The 20,068-nt window shown below is 67.8% G+C and carries 9 protein-coding genes and 1 pseudogene; 1 reads left to right on the top strand and 9 read right to left on the bottom strand.

What is annotated here, in order from left to right:
• Positions 1–4 precede the first annotated feature (4 nt).
• From ADBZ9K_RS02370 to mutA, 8 genes are all read right to left on the bottom strand, one after another.
• On the bottom strand, positions 5–1,363 hold the full coding sequence (locus ADBZ9K_RS02370) for a hypothetical protein (RefSeq protein ID WP_526618263.1): 1,359 nt from the start codon (positions 1,361–1,363) through the stop codon (positions 5–7).
• 9 nt (positions 1,364–1,372) lie between these two features.
• Positions 1,373–2,770 (bottom strand): hypothetical protein, encoded by a 1,398-nt coding sequence (locus tag ADBZ9K_RS02365; RefSeq protein ID WP_526618262.1) that lies wholly within the window; start codon positions 2,768–2,770, stop codon positions 1,373–1,375.
• 5 nt (positions 2,771–2,775) lie between these two features.
• Complete coding sequence (locus ADBZ9K_RS02360) at positions 2,776–4,212, bottom strand: condensation domain-containing protein (protein WP_526618260.1); 1,437 nt, start codon at positions 4,210–4,212, stop codon at positions 2,776–2,778.
• 22 nt (positions 4,213–4,234) lie between these two features.
• Entirely contained in the window at positions 4,235–10,522 is a 6,288-nt protein-coding gene (gene pks2 / locus ADBZ9K_RS02355) for a sulfolipid-1 biosynthesis phthioceranic/hydroxyphthioceranic acid synthase (RefSeq protein ID WP_526618259.1), read from the bottom strand.
• A 1,003-nt stretch (positions 10,523–11,525) separates the two neighbouring features.
• Complete coding sequence (lipL, locus tag ADBZ9K_RS02350; protein ID WP_526618257.1) at positions 11,526–12,797, bottom strand: esterase/beta-lactamase LipL; 1,272 nt, start codon at positions 12,795–12,797, stop codon at positions 11,526–11,528.
• Positions 12,798–12,869: 72 nt separating this feature from the next.
• A complete protein-coding gene (gene meaB / locus ADBZ9K_RS02345) occupies positions 12,870–13,850 on the bottom strand; it encodes a methylmalonyl Co-A mutase-associated GTPase MeaB (RefSeq protein WP_526618255.1) in 981 nt (326 codons plus the stop codon).
• Entirely contained in the window at positions 13,850–16,141 is a 2,292-nt protein-coding gene (gene scpA, locus ADBZ9K_RS02340) for a methylmalonyl-CoA mutase (RefSeq protein WP_526618254.1), read from the bottom strand. The genes meaB and scpA overlap by 1 nt, the downstream gene beginning before the upstream one ends.
• A 3-nt stretch (positions 16,142–16,144) precedes the next feature.
• Positions 16,145–18,010, bottom strand: a complete 1,866-nt coding sequence (mutA, locus tag ADBZ9K_RS02335; protein ID WP_526618253.1) for a methylmalonyl-CoA mutase small subunit — start codon at positions 18,008–18,010, stop codon at positions 16,145–16,147.
• Between the two features lie 110 nt (positions 18,011–18,120).
• Here mutA and ADBZ9K_RS02330 point away from each other — a divergent pair.
• Positions 18,121–18,696, top strand: a pseudogene (locus ADBZ9K_RS02330) (TVP38/TMEM64 family protein); the annotation flags it as partial.
• A gap of 127 nt (positions 18,697–18,823) precedes the next feature.
• Here ADBZ9K_RS02330 and ADBZ9K_RS02325 read toward each other — a convergent pair.
• Positions 18,824–20,059, bottom strand: a complete 1,236-nt coding sequence (locus ADBZ9K_RS02325; protein ID WP_526618252.1) for an SPFH domain-containing protein — start codon at positions 20,057–20,059, stop codon at positions 18,824–18,826.
• Positions 20,060–20,068 lie beyond the last annotated feature (9 nt).

Genomic DNA, 20,068 nt, shown 5'->3' with positions numbered 1-20,068 from the left:
TCCCCTATTCGACGATGCCGGTGACGCCGAACTCATCCAGCGTCTCGGCGGCCAGCCGGCGCAGCCGCGACTTGCTGTTCTCCGCACCGATCTCGTAGGCCTCGACCGAGATCACCACCTTGCCGTTGATGCGGGCCGAGACCACCACGAGCTGGCCGTGTGAACGCTGCATCTCCTGCAGGGTCACGTTCTGGTCCAGGGCTCGGACGAAGACGTACTCGGCGCTGGTGCCGTCGACCTGGGCAAGCTGCGGGGGCAGGTCACCCAGGTTGGAGCAGGACACCGGCAGGTCTTCGGAGTAGGCGAACAACAACTCCGCCACCCCCTTGACGGCCGGCTTGGGCAGCCACGGCATCAGCGGTAGCAGCTCCAGGGTCGGATCGGGCTGATCCTTGGCCGCCTGCCGAGCCTCCCTGACGGCGGTGCGTGCCTCGGACAGATCGGTGGTCACCTTCTCGGGATCGACCGTGGCGTTGGCGAAGGCCATCGCCAGGGCACGGTCGTCCTCCAGGCTCTCGCGCAGGTTGATCGCGATCACCAAGGTGACGGCACCGTCGGAGGAGCGACGCCGGCCCAGCCGCTCGGCCATCTTCGCGGTGAATCCGACCAGCAGCGAATAGCTGTTTCCACCAATACTTTTGGCCTGCTTGTCCCATTCGTCCACATCGACGAAGACCGCGATCGACGGCACCACGACCAGCTGTTGTCCCGCACCGCTGCGGTCGGCGGCCCGGGTCTTGCGCGACTGTGCGAGCTCTCGACGCTTGCCGTACACCAGCTTCGCGCCCTTGACGAAGGCCCGGCCGGTCTCCGGTAGATCGCGCACCACCTGCCGGATGTCGGAGGCCAGTGCCTGCCTGCGGGTCCGCTCCCCCGGCTGGTCATAGCCGGCGTCCCGAATGCTGCCGGTCACCGCTTCGAAGATCGCCAGCCCGGCACCGAAACCGTCACCGATCACGTGGGAACCCACCATGCTGATCGCGGTGGCACCGTCGGTGAGCGGCTGGACCACGAGGTACCAGGTCGGGCCGTGTTCGGGGTCGATCGGCAAGCTGGCCAGCTCGTCGGCCCAGTCCATGAGTTCGGCACGCGGCCTAGGCGTTTCGTTGATCCGGATCTCCGAGGGAGCATGCCCGGGCTTGACCCACCTCGGCCGGCCGAACGGCAGGACCGAGCGCTCGATGTGACGCCCGCCGTGCGACTTGGCGAAGTTGCGATGGAAACGCTCGAGGCCCTCGAAATCGACGGGATGCTCGTACACCCAGACACATTGCATCAACTGGCCGCGCCCGGTGGCGCGCATCAGTTCGAACGCGGTCTGGTCGAGGAACTCGAGCCGATGTTCACTGGCTTGTGTGGTCACTCATCACCTTCACTCGATCACACCGGTCAGCTCAAACTCTGCCAAGGTCTTGGCGACAACCTCACGCAGACGCGCCCGCGAGTTGTCGGCGCCGGGTTGATAGCTCATCACGGGGACGATGACCTTGCCGCCCAGGCGCGCCGACAACACCGACAGCAGGCCGCGCCGTCGCTCCAGGACCTCACGGGTCAGGAGACGGTCCAACCCGCGAAAGTACAGTCGCTCGGCGACGGTGCCATCCAGGGTCAACAACACGTCGGGGACCTCGCCCATGTTCGAACACGACACCGGAAGGTCGGCGGAGAAGGCGAACGCCATGTCCGCGATTCGTCCCATCGCCCGTCGCGGAAGAAACGGGATCAGCGGCAGTAATTCGACCATCTCGTCGGGCTTCTGCCGTGCCGTGGTGATCCCCTGCTTGATCGCGGCGCGAGCACCCGAGAGATCCTTGGCGACGGGGACAGGGTCGAAGCTGACGTGGGCAATGGTCACCATATTGCCGCCGGTGTCTTCCAGGTCGCCGCGTTCACTGACCGGAATCATCAATGTCACCGCGTCATCGGTGGCACGGGTCCGGCCCAGATTCTCGGCCAACTTGCCCGCGAAACCCGCGATCAGCGAAAAGCTGTTACCGCCAAGACTGTTCGCCCGCTCATCCCAGTGCTCGATGTCGACGATGGCCGTCGCGGACGCCGTGGTGACGCACTCCCCGCGCCCACCGGTCCCCTTCGGCGCCGGCGCTCCGGGAGCAACGAGCTCGTCGCGGCGACGGGTCGCGACCTTGGCGGCCTTGACCAGCGTCCGCCCGATCTCGGGAACATCGGCGGCGAACTGGCGCAGATCCTCCAGCACGCCGCGCGGGACGGTCCGGGAGCGAGCCGGCGGATAATCGAAATCCCGTCCCTGGCCAGTGATCGCGGCGATCACCGACGCGACGAGGCCACCGCCGTCGGCGACGGTATGCGAACAGACCAGACTGACCGCGCTCGTCCCGTCGGTGAACGGCTGGACACCCAGCCGCCAGCCTGGTCCCCACTCGGGATCCAACGGCAGCTCCACCTGCTCGTCGGCCCAGTCATAGAGCTCGGTGCGGGGCCGCGGGTTCGTGGCAATGTCGAGACCGGTCTGCGGGCCTGGCGCCGAGACCCATCGATGCCGCCCGAACGGCACCGGCGAACGCTCGATCAACCGGCCGACCAGACCACGGCCGAAGTCGCGGTGAAAACGCCGCACGCCGTCGAGATCGACGGCGTGATCGTAACCCCAGATGATCTGGATGACGGCCTCTTGACCCGCGCCGCGCAGCGCAAGCAACAGCGCCTGATCGGTGTAGGGCAGGACGTTGTCCGGACCTGACCGGGTGGCCCGGCGCCGGATGCGCGCGAGCCGACGACGATCGTCGCCCACCGGTATCAGACCGTCGCTTTGGGCAGCCGCGGTGACGAGACCAATTCGGAGCGACCGTCGGCCACCCGCAGATACATGCACTTCATCTGTTCGACGAACTGCGCCACCGACTCCCGGGCGATCGGGTTGTCCGGGTAGGCCACCGTGATAAACGTGCCGTTCGCGCGCCGGTTGACCCACATCCCCACCTGATTGGCGGCGCCCAGGTCGGTGTAGATGTGCCCATTGAGCGCATACCACTGGGACATGATGACCGGATTCAGCGGCGGCAGGCCCACGTCGAGGTAGGACAGCATCGGAACACCGGGGCCGGGAGCCTTGATGCTCGGGACCGATTCGGCCAGCTCGTAGACGCGTTCGATCGGCACGTTGGCGGTCGCCATGCCCGAGTCGAACGACTGCTGGGCAGCGCGCGCCACCTCCGCAAAGGACCGGGCGGCGACGGGAACCGACAGCGGGACCACACCGGTGAACCAGCCGGTGGTCATGAACTCGGCTGGGGTGCTGCGGGTGGTGGTCGGCGTGATGACGTAGTAGTTGTCGTCACCGGTCAACTGGCGGTGCGCGATCGCGGCACAGGCGAACACCCCGCCGATGAACCGGACACCGGCCGCCGTGCAGGCCGATTCGAAGCGGTCCGTCTCGTGGTCGTCCATCAACTCCAGGGTGAGCAGGTCGCCGGTGCAGTGCACGGACGGATCACCCAGCGGCAGCGGGAAAGTCGGCATGGTGCCGCCGTTGCTCTCCAGGAACTCCAGCCAGCCGCGCACATCAGGAGACTCCAGCGTCAGCTGCGAGGTGTAGTCGTGCTGGCGCACGCAGTAGTCGTGGTAGCTACCGGCTTCCGGCAGGCGGATCGGTGCGCCACCACCGGCCAGCGCCTCGTAGTTCATGTGCATCTCCACGAACAACGCCACCATGAACATGGCGTCGGCATGCAGATGGTCGACACTGACGTAGAACGTGAAGTGATCGGCACGCTGGATCACGCCAAACCGGAAGCAGTCCCACTCCAGTGGACTGGGCGTGTCCAGGACGTGCATGCGCCACTGCGCGGAGTTCATCTCCCCGTGCTTGGTGGCCACGAACTGAATGTCGTTGGGATTGCTGATCGTGTGCCGAACCACCTCGTCGGCATCATTGAACTCGAACCAGCTGTGGTAGGTGTCGTGGCGCCGCAGATAGGAGTTGATGACATAGGTCATCGCCCGGACATCGCAGCGACCCGGCATGTTCCAGGCCGGGATCAGCAGCCGCGCCATCTCGAGCCCGTTGGCCGAGTGGTTGCGGTAGCTGCGGATGTGCTGAGCCTGCTGATAGCTGGCAGGCACCCCGCTGGCCGGCGCATCCTGAACTTTCTTCAGGCAACCCGGCGACGGACTCCAGGACACGACAGTTCCCGGCGTATCGACCCAATCATGGATCGCAGTGAGCGAAACCACCCTTGATTCCCCTATCGACCTATCAGCGGGATGGAACTGACGTGATGACGCCGGCCAAGGTTTCACACAGTCCCTCGGCCAACGACCGCACCGTCGTTATGTCCATCGATCGCACACGTATTCCTGTTTCAGTTTCGATGCGGGTTCGCAGCTCCAAGTTGCCCAGCGAGTCCAGCCCGTACTCCGAAATCGGCCGGTCGGGGTCGATGGAGCGACGCAGGATCAGGCTGAGCTGCTCGGACACCAGACGCCGGACCCGGGTGGGCCATTCGTCGCGCGCCAGCTCGTGCAGCTCGGCCCGGAAACTGCTGGTGTCGGCCGGCCGGTCACCACTGGACTGGAATGCGTCGGCGAACGGGCTGCGTGCGGCCAGGTCGGTCAGCCACGGCGTCCCAATGATCGGCGCGTAACCGCTGTAGGCGCGATCGTGGCGCAGCAACGCCTCGAAGGCGTTCGCGCCCTCTTCCGGGCTGATCATCGTGGTGTCGCCGGAGGCCGCCAGGTGCTTGCCTGCGCCGATCTCGTCCCACGCCGCCCAGGCGATGGCGGTGGCGGGCAGTCCCTGCGACCGACGCCAGTGGGTGAAGCCGTCGAGCCAGCTGTTGGCCGCCGCGTAGGCGCCCTGGCCGGGCGAACCCATCAGCGACGCCGCCGACGAGAACGAGCAGAACCAGTCGAGCGGTTGCGCCGTGGTGGCCCGATGCAGGTGCCAGGCGCCGTAGACCTTGGGCGCCCAGTCCCGATCGATCAGCTCGTCGCTGATGTTGGGCAGGATGGCGTCCTCAACGACCGCCGCCGCGTGCAGGACACCCCGCACCGGCAGGCCCGTCGCCGTGGCCACGGTCACCAGGCGGTCGACCGTCTCCGACAGCGCAATATCCCCGCTGACAACCTCGACCTGGGTTCCGCCGGCCCGCATCCGCCCGATTTCCTCGAGCGCTTCGGGCTTGGGCTCGGAACGCGAGTTGAGCACGATGCGCCCGCACCCGGCCGCGGCCATCTTCGAGGCCAGGAACAAGCCCAGCCCGCCGAGGCCGCCGGTGATGATGTAAGAGCCGTCCCGGCGGAAGACCTTGGCCTGCTCCGGCGGCACCACCACATTGCTGTGGCCAACCTTCGGCACCGACAACAGCAGCTTGCCGGTGTGCTCGGCGGCACCCATCACGCGGATGGCGGTCGCCGCGTCGGCCAGCGGGTAGTGCGTGGTCTCCGGCTGAGGCAGCACACCCTCGGCGGTGAGCCGGTACACGGTGTCGAGCAATTCGCGGATCTGCTCGGGATGCGTGCTGGCCATCAGGGCGAGGTCAACCCCGTAGAAGGACAGGTTGCGACGGAACGGGAACAGGCCCATCCGGGTGTCGCCGTAGATGTCCTTCTTGCCGATTTCGACGAACCGACCACCGAAGGCGAGCAGTTCCACACCGGCCCGCTGCGACGCACCGGTCAGCGAGTTGAGCACGATATCAACGCCGTAACCGTCGGTGTCCCGGCGGATCTGCTCGCCGAAGGCCGCGGTCCGCGAGTCGTAGACATGCGAGATGCCCATGTCGCGCAGCATGTCGCGACGTTCCTCGGTGCCCGCCGTCGCGTAGATCTCAGCGCCGGCAGCGCGGGCGATCGCAATCGCGGCCTGGCCGACACCGCCGGTCGCGGAGTGGATCAGCACCTTGTCGCCGGCCTTGATGTGCGCCAGATCGTGCAGGCCGTACCAGGCCGTGGCCGACGCGGTGGTCACCGCGGCCGCCTGATCGTCGCGCAGGCCCGCCGGCAGGGTCACTGCCACATCGGCGTCGCACGTGACGAACGAACCCCAGCAGCCGTTCGTCGACATGCCGCCGACATGGTCGCCGACCCGGTGCGCAGTCACCTGCGGGCCGACCGCGGTCACCACACCGGCGAAGTCGAGACCCAGCTGCGGTTGCAGACCTTCGAAACTCGGGTAGCGACCGAAGGCCAGCAGGACGTCGGCGAAGTTCAGGCTCGACGCCGTGACGGCGACTTCGATCTGTCCCGGTCCCGGCGGGATGCGGTCGAAGGCAGCCAGTTCCAGGGTCTCGATGTCGCCCGGTGTGCGGATCTGCAGACGCATGCCGTCGCGGGCATGGTCGACGACCGTGGTGTAGCGCTCGTCGGGCCGCAGCGGGCTCGGGTACAGATGCGCGGTGTACCACTCACCCTTGCGGAAGGCCGTCTCGTCTTCCTCGCTGCCGGTGAGCAGTTGCTGAGCCACCAGCTTGGCGTCGGTGTCGTCATCGACGTCGATCTGGCTGGGCCGCAGCTGCGGATACTCGGCACCGATCACCCGGAGCAGACCGCGCAGGCCGGCTTGCTCGAGGTTGGGCCGGTCCTCGGCCAGCACCGTCTGGGCGTTGCGTGTGACCACGTACAGCCGCGGCGCCTCCCCCTCGGTGTCGGCGAGTTCACGGGCGATGCGCACCAGGTGTCGCACGTGCTCCCCGCCGCGATGGGCCAGCTGCTCCTCGGGGCAGCCGTTGCGGGCGGCGCTGACCACCACGACGTTGTCGAAGGCACCCACCGCGAAGTACGACGCGAACCGCTCGGCGGTCTCGGCGTGATCGGCGTGCTGCGGCCACGACATGGTGGTGACGTCGGCGTCGTTGAGCTTGAGCGCGTCGGTCAGCGCCGAGGTCAGCAGGTCGGCAGCATCGGAGGTGCTGACCAGCAGCCAGGTCGCGGAGTTGGCGTGGGTGATCTCGGCGAGCTGATGCTGGCGCCACTCGACGGCCAGCAGACGCTCGTTGAGCACCCGGTCGCCCTCGTGAGCCTCCGACATGCCGCTGCCCATCGACAGACCCTGCACCGAGAAGAGCACGGTGCCGTAGTCGTCGAGCAACTCGATGTCGGCCTCCACCGAGGAACCGTCCAGCGAGGTCACCCGGGTCAGGCTGTAACGGGCGTTGCGGGTCGGACCGTACATCCGCAGCCGGCGCACACCGAGCGGCAGCAACAGCCCGCCGGTACCGGATGCCTGCACACCGGGATGCGCCGCGACCGACTGGAAGCAGGCGTCCAGCAGCGCCGGGTGCACGCCGTAGGCGCTCTGCTGATTGCGGATCGCCGTGGGCAGGCCGATCTCGGCCAGCACGGTCTCGGAGTTCTCCTCGGCGGCGTTGACGGCGATCAGAGCGGTGAATGCCGGGCCGAACTGCACGCCACGACCGTCGAACCACTGCCGGACACCGGCGCCGTCGGCGCGGTTGGGATGCGAAGCGAGCAGCTCATCCATGTTGTAGGACTTCGGCTGCTCACCGGCCTCGGCGGCATGCAGCACCGCGCTGGCGCGACGTTCACGCTCGCCGTCCTGGTCGGTCTCCACGACGAAGTCCAGGGCGCCCGACGTTCCCGCCGCGGCAACCGCGCTCACCGGGGTCTCGTCCTTGAGCAGCAGCATCGCCTCGAATGCGACGTCGCGGACTTCCGCTTCGTCACCGAAAACGGTGCGGGCGGCGGCCAGCGCCATCTCGCAGTACGCCGCACCGGGCAGGGCGGCGACGTTGTTGATCTGGTGATCCACCAGCCACGGGTGCGCCGCGGTGCCGACCTCGGCCGCCCAGGCGTGCCGCTCGGGCTCCTCCAGGAGCCGCACATGCGAACCCAGCAGCGGGTGGGCGGCGATCAGGTGGGCGCCACGCGTCTGGTGGTCGGTGCCCTCGGGGGTCAGGATCAGGCTGCGGTGCGTCCACGTCGGCAGCGGCGCATCGACCAGCTCACCGGCTGGGAACAGCACCGAGAAGTCCACCTGGGCGCCCGCGGAGTACAGGTTGCCGAGGAACTCGCCCAGACCGTGCGGAACCTCCTGGCCACGCCGCATGCCGGCCAGGGCGGCGACGGTGATGTCCAGGGTGCTCGCCGTCTGGTCGACGGCGCGGATCAGCAGCGGGTGCGGAGACAGCTCGGCGAACACCCGGAAGCCGTCCTCGAGCGCGGTCTGCACCGCAGCCGAGAAGCGCACGGTGTGGCGCAGGTTGTCCACCCAGTAGTCGGCGTCGCAGTAGGGCTGCTCACGCGGATCGAACGACGTCGCCGAGTAGTACGGGACCTCGGGGGCCATCGGGGTGATGTCGGACAGCATGTCGGCGAGCTCGTCGAGGATCGGATCGACCTGCGGCGAGTGCGACGCCACATCGACGTTCACCTCGCGGGCCATGATCTCGCGCTGCTCCCAGGCGGCCACGATCCGGCGCACCGTCTCGGTGCTGCCGCCGATGACCGTCGACTTCGGGGAGGCCACGACGGCGACCACCACGTCCTCGATGCCCTGCTGCTCGAGCTCTTCGCGCACTTGCTGGGCAGGCAACTCGACCGAGGCCATCGCGCCGCCACCGGCCAGGCGCAGGCACAACAGCGAGCGACGGCAGATGACCTTGACGCCGTCCTCCAGGGACAGCGCGCCGGAGACGACGGCCGCGGCGACCTCACCCAGCGAGTGCCCGATCACCGCGCCCGGCGCAACTCCGTAGGCCTTCATCGTCGCGGCCATCGCGACCTGCATGGCGAAGATGGCCGGCTGGACCTGGTGGATGCCCTCGACGGTCTCGGGGGCGGTGATTGCCTCGGTGACCGAGAAGCCGGACTCGGCGGCAATGAGCGGCTCGATCTCGGCGACCTTGGCCGCGAAGACCGGCTCGGTGGCCAGCAGGCCGGTGCCCATCGAGGCCCACTGGGAGCCCTGTCCGGAGAAGATCCACACCGGTCCGCGGTCGTCGTGGCCCACCGCGGGCTGGTAGGGCTCATCGCCGCCGGCGACCTGGCGCAGCCGCTCGACCAGCTCGGAGCGATCGCCGGCGATGACGGCGGTGCGCACCGGGCGCTGTCCGCGACGCCGGGTCAGCGTGTAGGCGAGGTCGGGCAACGACAGTTCGTCGGCGGCGTTTTCCACCCAGTCGGCCAGCCGCTCGGCGGTGTGGCGCAGTTCCTCGACGGATGTGGAGGACACCGGGACGACCAGAAGGTCGGTCGCGGCGTCGGCCGGGGCCGCGCCAGTGGCCAGCGGCTCGGGTGCCTGCTCCAGTACCGCGTGCACGTTGGTTCCGGACATGCCGTAGGAGGACACCGCCGCGCGACGCGGGGCTCCGTCCTGGCTGACCGGCCACGGGGTGGCCTCCTGCGGAACGAACAGACCGGTCTGCACCTTGGCCAGCTTCTCGGGCAGCTGGTGGAAGTGGAGGTTTTTGGGAATGACTCCGTGATGGACGGCGAGGACGGCCTTCATCAGGCCGAGGACACCCGCGGCCGACTCGGCGTGCCCGAAGTTGCTCTTCACCGAGGTGAGTGCGCAGGGCCCCTCGGCGCCGTAGACCCGCGAGATGCTGTTGAACTCGATGGTGTCGCCGACCGGCGTTCCGGTGCCATGGCCTTCGACCATGCCCACGGTGCCAGGTTCGACGCCGGCCACGGCCAGCGCGGCATTGAACACCTTGACCTGCGCCTCTTCGGACGGGGTCAGGATGTTGCCGGTGCGTCCGTCCTGGTTGGAGGCAGTGCCGCGGATGACGGCCAGCACGCGGTCGCCGTCACGCTGGGCGTCGTCGAGCCGCTTGAGAACCACGACGCCGCAGCCCTCGGAGCGCACGAAGCCGTCGGCAGCGACGTCGAAGGAGTGGCAACGCCCGGTGGGAGACAGCATGCCCTGCCCGGAAGCCGAGGCGTAGAGACGCTGGTCGAGCATCAACATCACGCCGCCGGCGAGCGCCATGTCGCTCTCGCCCTCGTGCAGGCTGCGGCAGGCCTGATGGACCGCGACCAGGCTGGACGAGCAGGCGGTGTCGGTGGTCAGCGCCGGGCCATGCAGGCCGAGCGCGTGCGAGATGCGACCCGAGGCCATGCTGTACGGGTTGCCGGTGAACGCATAGGCCTGATCGAACGCGCCCGCGTCACTGGTGACCATGGCGTAGTCGTCGTGCGACATACCGATGAAGACGCCGGTGGAGGTACCCGCCAGCGCGGAGGGCTTGAACCCGGCCTGCTCGGTCGCCTCCCAGCAGGTCTCCAGCAGCACCCGGTGCTGCGGATCCATCGCAGTGGCTTCCCGCTCATTGATGCCGAAGAACTCCGGATCGAAACCCGTGACGTCATCGACGAAGGCGCCCCACTTCGACACCGAACGCCCCGGCACGCCTGGCTCCGGGTCGTAGAGGTCGTCAGCGTCCCAGCGATCCGCGGGGATCTCGGTGACCAGGTCGGCACCCTCGAGCAACGCTTCCCACAACTTATGGGGGGAATCGATACCGCCGGGCAGCCGGCAAGCCATGCCGACAACGGCGATGGGAGTCACAGGAGTCTCACGCACGTCCGCTCACACCTCACTTCTTGACGCGGGGCAGGGCACTCGACCTGACCTGACTAGTGGAACCACCAGACCGAAGTTGCCAATGTGGTCGGTAGCTTAGCCGTTTTTGGTTACTTCCGCGAGAAATGTTTCATGATTTTGATTAGGGATTGGGCAATGTTACCGTGCGCGCCGCCCATAACCGCCGGTCAGGCGAATATCCGATAGCTGAGCCAGCCCCGTGTGGCGCAGAAGAGATGGCCATCACAATTCCCGGGCGGGGCAAGAAATACCTCTGACCAGGTCTTTTCTGACGCCAGCGGCCGCGCGGCCCGCCATGATCCGCCTCTCGCGGCGGTCACTACAGGACCGGCGACGAAGTTGCAGAGTGTTTAACATCGCAATTGGACAAAAAATCCATATTGGCGCCTCGCTAGCAAATAGCGGTAACGACCTTAATTCGTGGCCCCAAACGGCACATCGTTATCCGCACCCGGGCGGTGGGAAATATCGATTATCGGCACCGGCAAGCGCCTCGCCGACCGCCACTAGCGCACCGACTTCCTGAGAATTTCCGCTATCGCACCTCAGGTACATAAATCCCTCTCACCAGCGAATATCGTCACCTCGCACAGGTAATGGCAACCAACCTGAGAGTAGGCTGAGATTTTCTCATGACGCTCTAAGCACACGTGATCTAGAGCACATCGCGGACGATGCGGAGACGTCGATTACCGGTCAATTCCTATTGCAAGACACTGGTCAGCAAACGCTGCAGGATAATTGACCGGCTATTTGCCCTAAATTGGCGAAGTTTCCTTCCGAAAGGAAATTTAGAGTGGTTCAACGGGCTTCCAGTGACATTTATCACCCGCTTTGCGGGGTCTTGTGAACTCCCTGTGAAAGTTAGCTGGAAGCGTGTCGCGGGGCCGTAGAACGGTCGGATGTCAGGCCTGCGGGCAGGCGACACGCCCGAGATCGCGCCATGGCGCCGTGGCGGGCCCCGCCCGGCCTGGGGCGCGGATCAGCCCGCAACCACGCCCGAGGGCTGGGCCGCGAAGGGTGCGCCGAACTCGGTGACCGGCTCGAAGCCGTGCTTGCGGGCGGCGGCCGCACCCCGGCGGATCAGGGCCGCGGTGGCAACGAAGCCGGCCTGGTCAGCGACCATGAGCGGGGTCAAGAGCCGGTTGTGGACAAAGCCGAACGACAGTCCGGCCTCCGGGATGGCCCAGCCGAACGACCCGCCCAGTCCCACGTGGCCGAATCCGGGCAGCACACCGGGGATCGGCAGCGCGTGATAGCCAAGATGGAACGCCAGCGGCATGATCAGGTTGCGGTCCGGGGTGAGGTTGCGCCTGCCGGTGAGGCCGGCGACCAACTCCCGTGACAGGTATCGCTGGCCATCGATCTCGCCGCCGTTGGCGATCGCGCCATACATACGGGCCAGGCTGCGCGCGGTGGCCACCCCATTAGCCGCGGGCAACTCGCTGTCCAGCAGCGGCATGTCGCCCTGGACCACCGCCTTCATCCCCGGGAAATACATCGAGCCGAAGATCGCCGACACCTCCAGAGCGGCGATGCGTGGCGCCACCGCATTGAAGACCGGGTTGGGAATGTTGAGCTGCGGGCCGATGATGTGCGCAGCCTTCGTCGGTGCGCCGGCCGGCGGCCGGCCGAGATGAATCCCGTCGGTGTCCAGCGGCTCGGCCACCTCGGTGCGGATCAACTCCCGCATCCCCGTCCCGGTCACCGCACGAGCCAGGCCGGACAACAGCCAGCCGTAGGTGAGGGCGTGGTAGGCAGGCTTGCCGAAGTGCCGGCCGACCGGTGCGGCGGCGATGCGCTCCTCCATGTGGAGATGGTCGAGCAGCTCGCGGGTGCGCACTCCGCGTAGGTGCGCCAGACCGGCGCGATGGCGCATCACGTCCCTGACCGTGATCTCCGCCTTGCCGTTGGCGCCGAACTCGGACCAGTACTGCGCCACCGGCGCGTCGTAGTCGATCAGGCCGCGGTCGACCAGGCGGTGGATGACGGTCGACGCCACCCCCTTGGTCGCCGAGAACACCATCGCGCCGGTGTCCGCCGACCACCGAACCCGGCCGCATCGGTCGGACCAGCCGGTCCACACATCGACCACGGGGCGGCCGTCGAGATAGACCGCCAGCGCACCGCCCCCGAACCGGGGATGGGGGAACAGTGCCGCGAAGCTGCGCACTGCGCAGGCGAAGTTGGGGTCGGCGGCGCCCTGCACCCCGTGGGGCAGCCCCGTTTCCCGCTCGCGAATCGCCTGAGTCACAGAAGGAAATTTAATCCGTCTAACCACAACTGCAACAGATTGTTGCCAATTCGTTAAGTTGGCTACGGCCCGTCAGGTTGACTGGTCGGCCGCATCCAGGATCTGCTGGGCCGCCAGCGTCGGGGTGAGCCGACCCTCGCGGACCTGCCGCTCGAGCTCGGGCCGCAGCCGTCTAACCGCGGGATGGGTGAGCACCCGGTCGAGCACCGCGTCGCGGACCATCGACCACGTCCAGTCCACCTGCTGGGCCCGCCGGCGGGCGTCGAACTCGCCGGCCCTGGTCAGGACGTCACGATGCTTCTCGACGGTATCCCACAACTCCGATAACCCACTGCCCTCCAGCGCGCTCATCGTCAAAACCGGTGGACGCCAGAGTGTTTCGCGCGGATAGATCAAACGAATCGCCGCCGAGAGCTCCCGCGCGGCGGCCTTGGCCTCGGTGGCGTGCGCACCATCGGCCTTGTTGACCACCACGATGTCCGCCAGCTCCAGCACACCCTTCTTGATGCCCTGCAGCTGGTCTCCGGTACGCGCCAGAGTGAGGAACACGAAGGTGTCCACCATGTTGGCGACGGTCACCTCGGACTGCCCGACGCCGACGGTCTCGACCAGGATCACGTCGTAACCGGCGGCCTCGAGCAGCACGATCGTCTCGCGGGTCGCCTTGGCCACCCCACCGAGGGTTCCCGAGGTCGGCGAAGGCCGGATGTAGGCGTCAGGGTGCACGGCGAGCTTGGCCATGCGGGTCTTGTCGCCCAGGATCGAGCCACCGGTCCGCGTCGAGGACGGATCGACGGCCAGCACCGCGACGCGATGCCCCCGCTCGATCAGATACATACCCAGCGCCTCGATGGTGGTCGACTTCCCCACCCCCGGGACGCCGGTAATGCCGACATGCAGGGCCGATCCCGCATCAGGCATCAGCTCCAGCAGCAGACGCTGGGCCTGTTCGCGATGATCGGCACGGGTCGACTCGACCAGGGTGATGGCCCGGGCTAACGCCGCGCGATCACCGCTGCGGATCGCTTCGGCCAGCGCGGCGACATCAGGCATCAGGTGAGGTCGTAGCCGAGCCGCCCGGCGAGCTTGTGCAGTAGGTCCACCGCGGCGTCGGCGATCACCGTGCCGGGCGGGAAGATCGCGGTGGCCCCGGCGGCATACAGCTCCTCGAAGTCACCCGGCGGAATCACCCCGCCGACGACGATCATGATGTCGGGACGCCCCACCTCGGCCAGGGCGTCGCGCAGCGCGGGCACCAACGTCAGGTGCCCGGCGGCCAGTGACGACACCCCGACCACGTGAACGTCGTTGTCGGCGGCCTGCCGGGCCACCTCCTCCGGGGTGGAGAACAGCGAACCGACATCCACGTCGAAGCCGATGTCGGCGAACGCGGTCGCGATGACCTTCTGACCGCGGTCGTGGCCGTCCTGCCCCATCTTGGCCACCAGGATACGGGGCCGACGACCGTCGGCCTCGGCGAACTTCTCCACCAATTCCGTTGCGGCAGTCACATTCTGGGCCTTTCCGACCTCATCTCGATAGACCCCCGCGATGGTTCGGATCTCAGCCTGGTGGCGACCATAGACCTTCTCCAGCGCGTCGGAGATCTCACCGAGGGTGGCCTTGGCACGCGCGGCGTTGATCGCCAGTGCCAGCAGGTTGTTGCCCAATCCATCGTCGGCTGAGTCGATTCCCGGGTCGCTTCGCTCCTGCCCACCGGCATCGCCCGACTCCCCTGCGGCGCGGGTCAATTCATCCAGCGCCGACTGGCAAGCCGCCTCATCGCGGTCGGCGCGCAGCTGGGCCAGCTTGGCGAGTTGCTCGGCCCGTACCCGGCTGTTCTCGACCTTGAGGACTTCGATCTCCTGGTCCTCGGTGGCCTGGTACTTGTTCACCCCGATCAGCGGCTGGGCACCGGAGTCGATGCGTGCCTGGGTGCGCGCAGCGGCTTCCTCGATGCGCAGCTTGGGGATGCCCTCGCCGATGGCCTGGGCCATGCCGCCGTGCTCGGCGACCTCGGCAATATGCGCGCGGGCCTTCTCGGCCAGCTGATGAGTCAGCCACTCCACGTAATAGGAGCCGGCCCATGGGTCGATAGGCCGCGTCGTGCCCGACTCTTGTTGCAGCAGCAGCTGGGTGTTGCGAGCGATGCGCGCCGAGAAATCGGTGGGCAGGGCCAGCGCCTCGTCGAGGGCGTTGGTGTGCAGCGACTGGGTGTGGCCCTGGGTCGCGGCCATCGCCTCGATACAGGTCCGCGCCACGTTGTTGAACACATCCTGAGCGGTCAGCGACCACCCCGAGGTCTGCGAATGGGTCCGCAGGGACAGCGATTTGGCATTCTTGGCACCGAACTCGGCGACCAGCTCACTCCACAGCAGCCGGCCCGCCCGCAGCTTGGCGACCTCCATGAAGAAGTTCATCCCGATGCCCCAGAAGAAGGACAGCCGCGGTGCGAACTTGTCGATGTCGAGCCCGGCATCCCGACCGGCCTTGAGGTACTCCACGCCGTCGGCCAGCGTGTAGGCGAGCTCGAGATCGGCTGTGGCACCGGCCTCTTGGATGTGGTAGCCGGAGATCGAGATGGAGTTGAACTTCGGCATCTTGGCGCTGGTGTAGGCGAAGATGTCCGAGATGATCCGCATCGACGGCTTGGGCGGGTAGATATAGGTGTTGCGGACCATGAACTCTTTGAGGATGTCGTTCTGGATGGTCCCGGCCAGCTTCTCCGGCGGCACCCCCTGCTCCTCGGCCGCCACCACATAGAGCGCCAGAATCGGCAGCACCGCACCGTTCATGGTCATCGACACGCTGACCGCGGAAAGGTCGATGCCGTCGAAGAGCTGGCGCATGTCCAGGATGGAGTCGATGGCCACGCCGGCCATGCCGACATCGCCGGCCACCCGCGGATGGTCGGAGTCGTAACCGCGGTGGGTGGCCAGGTCGAAGGCCACCGACAGGCCCTTCTGGCCGGCTGCCAGGTTACGACGGTAGAACGCGTTGGATTCGGCAGCGGTGGAGAACCCGGCGTACTGCCGGATGGTCCACGGCTGGTTGACGTACATCGTGGGGTAGGGCCCGCGGATGAACGGCGGTTCACCCGGGAAGCTGTCCAGCGGATATCCCGCAGCGACGAGGGCATCCCGATCGGCGCCGACGTAGACCGGCTTGACGGCGATCCCTTCCGGGGTCTGCCACTGCACCTGCTCGGCGGTGTACCCGTGGGCACCCGCGGCCTCGGCGATGTGTTCGTTGGCGGCGGCCTCGGTGGGGGGCGTCGCGCTCTGTTCGCCGTGCAGCGGGACGTCGGCAAAGCTCGGTACCGTGCCGGTGGTGCTCGCGGTCATGGGTCAGGCCCCCAATCGGGTGAGTAGGGACGAAAGCGCTTCGACTGCATCGATTTTCGCGGTCAGATAGCCGTCAGGCCGAGAGTCGGCAGCGGTGTCGGCGACGGCCTTCTCCGGGCCAGCGAGCAGGATCTGCTCGAGGCCCGCCGCCCGTGCCGCGTCGACCACGCCCGCGGCGTCGGTGCCGTAGCGGGCGTCGGTGCCACAGATCACGGCAACCGGCGTGCCGGCGTCGGCGACCACATCGGCCAGCCCCGCGGCATCCACCGTGCCCGGATTGACCGCCTCGATCCCCCCGGAGGCCAGCAGGTTGGCCGCGAACGACGCCCGGACGTTGTTCTCGGCCAGCGGCCCCAGTGGCAGCAGCAGAACCCGGGGCCGGAAACCGGTCCGGCCCAGGTAGGCGTCTGAGCGGTCGCGCAGCGCCTCGAAACCGCCCGCGTAGCGCCGGACCGTTGCCGAAGAGTCATGGTGTGGCAGCGGGGGTTCGGACAGGTTCGGGAACTCATTGACCCCGGTGATCGCGGTGCGGCGGTGGGCGATATCGTCGGCCCGGCGGGCCCGGACCTGCTCGATCTGCTCGCCGACGTGATCGCGCGCGGCGACGAACCCGCCGCGGGCCTCGATGTCCTGGAAATGCGACCAGGCCTGGGCTGCAAGGCTTTCGGTGAGATCCTCGACATACCATGAGCCACCGGCGGGATCCAGCACCCGGCCGATGTGGGACTCCTCGAGCAGCAGCAGCTGGCTGTTGCGCGCGATCCGCCGGGCGAAGCCGGCGGAGACGCCGGGGAACCCGCCGGGGATCGCCACGTCGAACGGCAGCACAGCCACCGTGTCCGCTCCCCCGACCCCGGCACCGAATGCGGCCAGCGTGGTGCGCAGCATGTTCACCCAAGGGTCGCGCTGAGTCATCATCGGCAGCGACGTCACGGCGTGCACTGTCGCCGCGCCGCTGTCCGGATGGCCGAGGACATCAGCGACGCGGGCCCAGAGTTGGCGGGCAGCACGGAATTTGGCGATCGTCATGAACTGGTCGTCATCGGCGACCAACCGGAAGCTGAGCTGACCCAAGGCCGCGGCGACATCGACGCCGGCGTCGACCAGCAGCCGCACGTAATCCACCGCCGCAGCCACTGCGCCGGCTAGTTCCCAGGCCGCATTGGCACCCCGGTTGTGGAACGCCGCCCCGTCAACGGTGATGGCGCGAACACCGGGCTTGCCGGCCAAGCTCGCCGCGACCCGCAGTACATCCTCGACGGCCGAAGCTTCCCGTCCGCTCAGCGCAGCGGTCAGCGGGTCGGCGCCGAGGTCGATCGATATCGTCGCGCGCTGGTTGTCGTCCGCACCGGCGACCAGGGCCAGCACTGCGTCGGCCGCCGCACCGAACTGTGTGCCGGCCTCGAGGATCACCGGCGCCAGTTCCAGGTACACCCCCTCCAGCAGACGGTCCAGCTGCCCGGGGTCGACGCCGGCCGGGCCGACACGCAACACCAGCGCGCTGACCCCGTCGGCGAGCGCTCCCAGCACCGCGGCGTTGCCGTCGGCGACGGCACCACCGAAGTCGGGGCCCGGGAAGACCTCGGCGACCTTCCATCCGGCGATCACGTCACGGTGGGCGTCCCCGCCGCGGATGAACGGCCACTGCCCGGGGAGCGGGGGTTCGGGCAGCGCGTCCAGCGCGGTGTAGAGCGGCCGGATCGGAAAGCCTTCGTAGGTGGGCGAGTCCAGCAGTTGCTCCGGCTCGGCGGGCAGATCTGCCGGATCGCGCCGGCTGCTCTTGGCCAGCACGCCGGCCACCGCGGTGCGCCAGCGGGCGCGGGCCTCCTCCACCTCTACTGACACCGGCAACTCCTGTTGTCGCAGCATGTGGCAACCCGTGCGGGACACGCCATCAAACCAACAGGCTAAATGATGGCGTCGGGCGCGACGCCGCCGACCACGCGGCGCGGCATCGCGGGGCCGTAATCTTGATAAACGTGACGTCGAAGAGCCGCAGCACATGGCGCAATGTGAGCTCAGCGGTGGTCTCTGCGGCCCGGCAGGTGTCCCGGACCCGCATCATCGTCACCGCGACCGCCACTGTGATTCTCGTCGCACTCGCCGTCCTGGTGCCGCTGCCCACCGCCCTGGAGCTGCGCGACTGGGCGACCTCGGTCGGTCCCTGGTTCCCGTTGGCCTTCCTGGGCGCCCACATTGTGTTGACCGTCTTCCCGTTCCCCCGTACCGCGTTCACGCTGGCGGCCGGGCTGCTGTTCGGTCCCGCGCTCGGGGTGTTGATCGCCGTGGTGGCCAGCACGCTGAGCGCGGTCATCGCGCTGCTGCTGGTGCGTGCCCTGGGTTGGCAACTGAGCCGGCTGGTCAGCCATCCCGCGGTGGAGTCGGTGGATTCCCGGTTGAGCGCACGGGGCTGGCCGGCCATCTTCTCGTTGCGGATGATCCCCGCCGTGCCGTTCTCGGTACTCAACTACGCCGCCGGGGCTTCGGCGGTGCGGGTGCTGCCCTACCTACTGGCCACACTGGCCGGGTTAATACCGGGGACCGCCGCGGTGGTGTTCCTCGGCGACGCACTCACCGGCAACATCAGCCCGCTGTTGGTGCTGGTGTCGCTGTGCACCGCCGCCGTTGGGGTGGCCGGGCTGGTCTACGAGGTGCGTATGCACCGCCGCCAGCGCCCGCCAATTACGACGGGGACCGATGCGAGCCCGGAGGCTGCAGGTCACCGTATTGCGACGGCGGAGCCTGCTGCTCGGACAGCGGCGGATATTCCAGCGGGGGCGGCAGGCTCGGGCGAGACGGCGCACTGAGCCCGTCGACCGGGGTGCGGGCGTCGGCCACCGCGGCCGCGACGGCTTGGGCGATCTCCGGATCGGTCTTGGTGTTGAACCAGTCGGCGACTTCGGCGCTGTCGTCTTCGGGTTTGGGCAGGTCTGCTTCCACCGGCGACGGCTGGTAGCGGTACACCCCGTCCTCGCCGGGTGCGCCGAGCAGTTTGGTGAAGCCCTGCAGGGCCGACCCGAAGTCGCTGGGCACCAGCCACACCTTGTTGGCCTCGCCCTTGGCCATCTGCGGCAGGGTCTGCAGGTACTGGTAGGCCAGCATCTCCGGGGTGGGCCGCCCGGCCTTGATCGCGGCAAACGTCTTCTCGATGGCCTTGGCCTGACCCTGGGCCTGCAGGTAGGAGGCGGCCCGTTCGCCCTGGGCACGCAGGATCCGGGACTGGCGGTCGGCCTCGGCGGCCAGGATCGCGGCCTGCTTGGCGCCCTCGGCGGCCAGGATCTGCGCCTGCTTCTGACCCTCGGCCTGCTTGATCGACGCCTCCCGGCTGCCTTCGGCCGTCAGGATCATCGCCCGCTTCTCACGGTCGGCGCGCATCTGCTTTTCCATCGAGTCCTGAATCGACGGCGGCGGGTCGATACTGCGCAGCTCGACGCGCGCCACCCGCAGGCCCCACCGGCCGGTGGCCTCGTCGAGCACGCCACGCAGCTGCCCGTTGATCTGGTCGCGGCTGGTCAGGGTCTGCTCCAGGGTCATCCCGCCGACCACGTTGCGCAGCGTGGTGGTGGTGAGCTGCTCGACACCGACGATGTAGTTGCTGATCTGGTAGACCGCGGCCTGCGGGTTGGTGACCTGGAAGTAGACGACGGTGTCGATGTTGACGGTCAGGTTGTCCTCGGTGATCACCGGCTGCGGCGGGAAGGACACCACCCGCTCCCGCAGGTCGACCCGGGCGCGGATCTTGTCGATAAACGGGATGAGCAGCGTGAGCTGTCCCGAAACCGTCTTGCTGTAGCGCCCGAGCCGCTCGATCACAGCGGCCTCGGCCTGCGGGATCAGCGCGACGGACTTGGCGACGACGATGATGGCGAAGATCACCAGCACCGCCAGCAGAACTAGACCGGCGATGGCACCGTCCATGTCGCAATC

Source organism: Mycobacterium sp. (genome assembly GCF_965229265.1).
Classification (GTDB): domain Bacteria; phylum Actinomycetota; class Actinomycetes; order Mycobacteriales; family Mycobacteriaceae; genus Mycobacterium.
Note: the sequence above shows the minus strand (reverse complement) of the source record. Positions and strands in the feature narration are given on the sequence as shown.

What these genes read in the sequence shown, in the direction of transcription:
- meaB (WP_526618255.1), bottom strand. Translation starts at nt 13,850, where the DNA reads ATGCCTGATGTCGCCGCGCTGGCCGAAGCGATCCGCAGCGGTGATCGC.
- scpA (WP_526618254.1), bottom strand. Translation starts at nt 16,141, where the DNA reads ATGACCGCGAGCACCACCGGCACGGTACCGAGCTTTGCCGACGTCCCG.
- mutA (WP_526618253.1), bottom strand. Translation starts at nt 18,010, where the DNA reads ATGCTGCGACAACAGGAGTTGCCGGTGTCAGTAGAGGTGGAGGAGGCC.
- ADBZ9K_RS02325 (WP_526618252.1), bottom strand. Translation starts at nt 20,059, where the DNA reads ATGGACGGTGCCATCGCCGGTCTAGTTCTGCTGGCGGTGCTGGTGATC.